The organism is Shimia sediminis, assembly GCF_003990645.1.
Lineage (GTDB): Bacteria > Pseudomonadota > Alphaproteobacteria > Rhodobacterales > Rhodobacteraceae > Shimia > Shimia sediminis.
In genome coordinates this window covers 1-564 of record NZ_RYZK01000105.1, presented here as the reverse complement: position 1 = coordinate 564, position 564 = coordinate 1, and the positions used below count along the sequence as shown (strand labels likewise).

Genomic DNA, 564 nt, shown 5'->3' with positions numbered 1-564 from the left:
GTGGCATTGGAGGAGGAATTGGCGGAGGTCATGGCGGTGGTATTGGTGGAGGATTTGGCGGTGGAAGCGGCGGAGGTTATGGCGGAGGCTATGGCGGAGGTTATGGCGGAGGTTATGGCGGTGGCTTTGGAGGAGGTATCGGAGGAGGAATAGGTGGAGGATTTGGCGGTGGAGCCGGAGGTGGTGCCTCTGATGGCGGTACTTCAGTCAGCACTGTCAACCAACAAGTTCCAGTAGCTGTACCACAACCCTACGAAGTACCAGTCAACCGCCCATATCCAGTACCAGTACCTCAACCTTACCCAGTGGATGTACCCCGTGCAGTTCCTGTTTCTGTACCTGTACCACACCGAGTTGACGTACCAAGACCATATACTGTTCAAGTAAACAGACCCGTGCCAGTTCCAGTACCTCAGGCTGTACCAGTACCAGTTGCTCAACCAGTTCCAGTTTCTGTACCACAACCCTACCCAGTAAGTGTACCACAACCCGTCCCCGTTAGAGTACCACAAACCGTCGTCGTTCCCGTTGCTCAACCAGTCTATGTTGGAGGAGGCGGTGGAG

Annotated in this window: 1 protein-coding gene; it reads right to left on the bottom strand. The window is 55.0% G+C overall.

Features of this window, described 5'->3' with window-relative positions; all coding sequences use genetic code 11:
• Positions 1-203: 203 nt before the first annotated feature.
• Positions 204-564 (bottom strand): hypothetical protein (locus EK369_RS23025; protein WP_206198167.1); only part of this gene is annotated, 361 nt, incomplete at its 5' end.